The sequence below is a fragment of the Streptomyces sp. NPDC055749 genome, assembly GCF_053617235.1.
In genome coordinates this window covers 1-4,352 of record NZ_JBSHFH010000114.1, presented here as the reverse complement: position 1 = coordinate 4,352, position 4,352 = coordinate 1, and the positions used below count along the sequence as shown (strand labels likewise).

The following is a 4,352-nucleotide window of genomic DNA, read 5'->3' as shown; positions in this document are numbered from 1 at the left end:
GCGACGGTTCCCTTGCGCGAGTGCTCCTGAACGTCTACTCAGCCAAAGGAAGAGATACGCCCCAGGCCGGTGAACCTTTGCGGTCACAGCACTAGCTAAAGCTAATTACGGCTAGGTTTCGGAGCGAATAGAAGCAGGAAGGACGCCGACCTAGCCTTATGTCGACGCAACCGTTGATCCAGACGATCACGGTTCCCCCTCTTCCGTAGCCCCCTGTGGCTTGCCCGCAACACCCTGCCGCGGAAACCCGCTGTGGCGACACCGTTGTGGCGGCATGACCGGCCGGGCCCGCCGGAGGGCGTCCCACTGTACGAGTCCGCGCGCCCCGGTCCAGGGTGCGAACGGCCGTAACGGGAGGAGCAGGAGGTCGTTGGAGCCTTCATCGGCCGGTACGACGAGGGGGGCGCGCCATGCGCCGGACAGTGCTTGAGCAGTTTCCCGCAGGCGGGCCGCGGGGCAGCTGGCCCGCGGAAGAGTTCGCCGCGGCCCGCCGCGGGGAAGGCATGGCGGCCGAAGTGGTGATGGACCTGGAGCAGGACGCCTTCCTGGTGATCGTGCCGCAGCAGGCGAAGGACCGGGGCCGCTGAAGCCGGTCACCTGAAGCCCGTAGCCATCGGACGCGGGAAGCGGCCCAGGGGGTGTCCGGCCTGACGAACCGGGCACCCCCTGGAAGTCCCGCGCGCGGCCTCTACCTGACGGCCCCGGCCGGAGATCCCTTCGCTCCCGCCCTCTTCGCCCCCGAGGCCCAAGCGGCGGCTGCGGCGCCCACCAGGCCCGCGTCGGTGCCCATCACCGCGGGCGCCACCTCGAGGTTGCGGACGAAGGAGAGCGTGGCGTAGTCGCGCAGGGACCGCCGCAGCGGCGCGAAGAGGATCTCACCGGCTCCGGCCACTCCCCCGCCGATCACCGCGATGTCGATCTCGGCCAGCGTCGCGGTGGCGGCGATTCCGGCGGCCAGTGCCTGGGCGGCCCGCTCGTACGAGGCGATGGCCACCGGGTCCCCGGCGCGGGCGGAAGCGGCGACGGCCGCGGCGGTGGAGTCGCCGTCCGGGCCGGGGAGCCAGCCGCCATCGAGGGCGCGGCGCGCGATGTTCGGCCCGCTGGCGATGCGCTCGACGCAGCCGCGCGCGCCGCACGGGCAGGTGTCGCCGTCGAGGTCCACACAGATGTGCCCGATGTGCCCGGCGTTGCCGGAGGGACCCGGGTGCAGCTTTCCGCCGAGCACCAGCCCCCCGCCGACGCCGGTGGAGACGACGAGGCAGAGCGCGTTGTCATAACCCCGGGCGGCGCCGAGCCAGTGCTCGGCCGCCGTCATCGCGACGCCGTCGCCGACCAGCACGACGGGCAGCCCGCCGGTCGCCGCGGCCACCCGCTCCACCAGCGGGAAGCCCCGCCAGCCCGGGACATTGACCGGGCTGACCGTGCCGGCAGACGCGTCCACCGGGCCCGCGCTGCCGATCCCGACGGCCACGGCCCGCTCCCACAGCGGGGACGCCCTCAGCTCGGACAGGACGTCGTCGACCGCTCCCATCACCGTCTCGGCGCCCTCGCGGGCGGGCGTGGGACGCTGCGCCCGTACGAGGAGGGCGCCGTCGCCGTCCACCAACCCGCCGGCGATCTTGGTGCCGCCGATGTCGAGCGCGGCGACGAGGTCGGTATGCATCGGTGTGGGATCTCCGGATGGTGAGGGGGGGTGGGACCTGCGGGTTCGGCCAATAGTCTGCACAGTCTCTATTCAGCTGACAACGTTGTCCAGGGCCTATGCTCGACGCCACAGCCTCCGGCCCCTCCACGGCACCGCCCGCGCGGGCCGCCGGACCACCCGCACCCGACGACAGGACAGCGCACCGTGGCCGAGACCGCCCGTCATTCCGAGAGCCGTTACGGCAACCGGCCGACCATGAAGGATGTGGCGGCCCGCGCCGGAGTGGGCCTCAAGACGGTCTCCCGGGTGGTGAACAGCGAAGCAGGCGTCACGCCCGACACCGAGCGACGCGTCCAGGAGGCGATCGATGCCCTGGGATTTCGCCGCAACGACAGCGCGCGCGTCCTGCGCAAGGGCCGCACCGCCTCCATCGGACTCGTCCTGGAAGACCTGGCCGACCCCTTCTACGGACCGCTGAGCCGCGCCGTCGAAGAGGTCGCCCGCGCCCATGGCGCGCTCCTGATCAACGGTTCGAGCGCCGAGGACCCCGACCGCGAGCAGGAGCTGGTCCTCGCGCTGTGCGCCCGCCGGGTCGACGGCCTGATCGTGATCCCGGCGGGTGACGACCACCGCTATCTGGAGCCCGAGATAAAGGCGGGCATCGCCACCGTCTTCGTGGACCGCCCGGCGGGCAGGATAGACGCCGACATCGTCCTCTCCGACAGCTTCGGCGGCGCCCGCGAAGGCGTCGCCCATCTCATCGCGCACGGCCACCGCAGGATCGGCTTCATCGGTGACCAGCCCCGCATCCACACGGCGACCGAGCGACTGCGCGGCTACCACGCGGCCATGACCGACGCCGGAATCGACGTCGACGACGCCTGGGTCTCCCTCGGTTCGACCGACCCGGCCCGGGTCCGCGCGGCGGCCGAGACGATGCTCGCAGGCCCCGAACCGGTCACCGCGCTCTTCGCGGGCAACAACCGTGTGACGGTGACGGCGGTACGCGTCCTGGCGGACCGGAAGCGCCCCGTGGCCCTGGTCGGCTTCGACGACATCGAACTGGCCGACCTGCTCGGCATCACGGTCATCTCCCAGGACGCCGCCGCGGTCGGCCGCACGGCCGCCGAACACCTCTTCCGCCGCCTCGACGGCGCCGACCACCCCCCGGCCCGCGTCGAGCTCCCGACGACACTGGTCCCCCGCGGCTCCGGCGAACTCCCTCCGGCCTGAAGGCCGTTCGCGCGGGGCCGCGGACGCGAACCGGAGCTCCGTACTACGGCGCCGTGACCGTCAGTCCGCCGCGGCGGGGTGAGGCGAAGGCGTCGAGGTCGGCGCGGGTGAGGCCGGTGAGGCGGGCGACCTCCGCGGTGTCGAGTGCTCCGCAGTCGATGCCACGCAGCAGGTAGCCGCTGAGCGCCTTGGCGGTGGCGGGTTCGTCCATCACGTCGCCGCCGGCCTTGGCCACGTAGGCGGCGAGGCGGGCCGCCGCCGGCTCCAGGCCCTCGCGGTAGAAGGCGTAGACGGCCGCGTAACGGGTCGGCAGGTGGCCGGGGTGCATGTCCCAGCCCTGGTAGTAGGCGCGGGCCAGGGCGCGGCGGGTGAGGCCGTAGTGGAGGCGCCATGCCTCGTGGACCTGGGCGGTGGGACCGACGGGCAGCACGTTGGTGGAGCCGTCGGAGACGCGTACGCCGGTTCCCGCGGCGGCGACCTGCATGACGGCCTTGGCGTGGTCGGCGGCCGGGTGGTCGCTGGCCTGGTAGGCCGCGCTGACGCCGACACAGGCGCTGTAGTCGAACGTGCCGTAGTGAAGGCCCGTGGCGCGGCCCCGCGCGGCGTCGATCATGCGGGCGACCGCCGCGGTTCCGTCGGCGGCGAGGATGGACTGGCTGGTCTCGATCTGGATCTCGAAGCCGAGCCGCCCCGACGGCAGTCCGTGTGCGGTCTCGAAGGCTTCGAGCAGCTGGACGAAGGCGGTGACCTGCTCGGGGTACGTCACCTTCGGCAGCGTCAGGACGAGTCCGTCGGGCAGGCCGCCAGCCTCCATCAGACCGGTGAGGAAGACATCGGTCGTACGGATGCCCCGGTCGCGTACGGCGGCTTCCATGCACTTCATCCGGATGCCCATGTACGGGGCGGCCGTCCCGTTCCCGTACGCCTCGGAGATCAGCCGTGCGGCGCGGGCCGCGGCCTCGTCCTCCTCGGCGTCGGAGCGGGGTCCGTAGCCGTCCTCGAAGTCGATGCGCAGGTCCTCGATCGGCTCGCGCTCCAGCTTGGCGCGTACGCGGTCGTGGACGGGGCCCGCGAGTTCCGCCGGGATGCCGAGCACCCCGGCCAGCGCCGCCGCGTCGGGGGCGTGCTCGTCGAGGGCCTTCAGCGCCTGGTCGCCCCAGGACCGGATGGTGCCCGAGGTGAAGGTGTCCCCGGGGACGTAGACGGTGTGGACGGGCTGGCGGGTGCCGGGGTCTCCCGGGTAACGGCGGGCGAGTTCCGCGTCCACCGACGTCAGAGAGGCACTGATGCTCTCGCTGACCGCACCGGCGAGGCTCGTCGCCACCTTCTCCTGCTGACCCATTCCCACACCCTCCAAACGCTCACTGTTTCCGCTTCCCGGAATCAGTAATCCACATAGCGAAGTTAGTAGGCGGCTGCGACCTGCGTCAATGGTTGCCCGAAAGCGGCCGGGGCCGCGCGGTGAGATCACCTG

Annotated in this window: 4 protein-coding genes; 2 read left to right on the top strand and 2 right to left on the bottom strand. The window is 72.2% G+C overall.

What is annotated here, in order from left to right:
• Positions 1-410 precede the first annotated feature (410 nt).
• Positions 411-587, top strand: a complete 177-nt coding sequence (locus tag ACWGO0_RS37185; protein WP_453544862.1) for a hypothetical protein — start codon at positions 411-413, stop codon at positions 585-587.
• A gap of 101 nt (positions 588-688) precedes the next feature.
• On the opposite strand, the gene ACWGO0_RS37180 is transcribed toward ACWGO0_RS37185, so the two are convergent.
• Positions 689-1,663: an ROK family protein gene (locus ACWGO0_RS37180; RefSeq protein ID WP_453544861.1), complete on the bottom strand. Its 975-nt coding sequence runs from the start codon at positions 1,661-1,663 to the stop codon at positions 689-691.
• Positions 1,664-1,849: 186 nt separating this feature from the next.
• Between ACWGO0_RS37180 and ACWGO0_RS37175 the strand changes: the two genes are divergently transcribed.
• The gene (locus tag ACWGO0_RS37175; protein WP_453544860.1) at positions 1,850-2,878 is read left to right on the top strand and encodes a LacI family DNA-binding transcriptional regulator; all 1,029 of its coding nucleotides are present in this window, start codon (positions 1,850-1,852) and stop codon (positions 2,876-2,878) included.
• Between the two features lie 43 nt (positions 2,879-2,921).
• Here ACWGO0_RS37175 and ACWGO0_RS37170 read toward each other — a convergent pair whose 3' ends face one another.
• Positions 2,922-4,220, bottom strand: a complete 1,299-nt coding sequence (locus tag ACWGO0_RS37170; RefSeq protein WP_453544859.1) for a DUF6986 family protein — start codon at positions 4,218-4,220, stop codon at positions 2,922-2,924.
• Between the last annotated feature and the right edge of the window lie 132 nt (positions 4,221-4,352).

Excerpts from the sequence above, each read along its gene's own strand:
- ACWGO0_RS37185 (WP_453544862.1), top strand. The coding sequence starts at position 411 with ATGCGCCGGACAGTGCTTGAGCAGTTTCCCGCAGGCGGGCCGCGGGGC.
- ACWGO0_RS37180 (WP_453544861.1), bottom strand. The coding sequence starts at position 1,663 with ATGCATACCGACCTCGTCGCCGCGCTCGACATCGGCGGCACCAAGATC.
- ACWGO0_RS37170 (WP_453544859.1), bottom strand. The coding sequence starts at position 4,220 with ATGGGTCAGCAGGAGAAGGTGGCGACGAGCCTCGCCGGTGCGGTCAGC.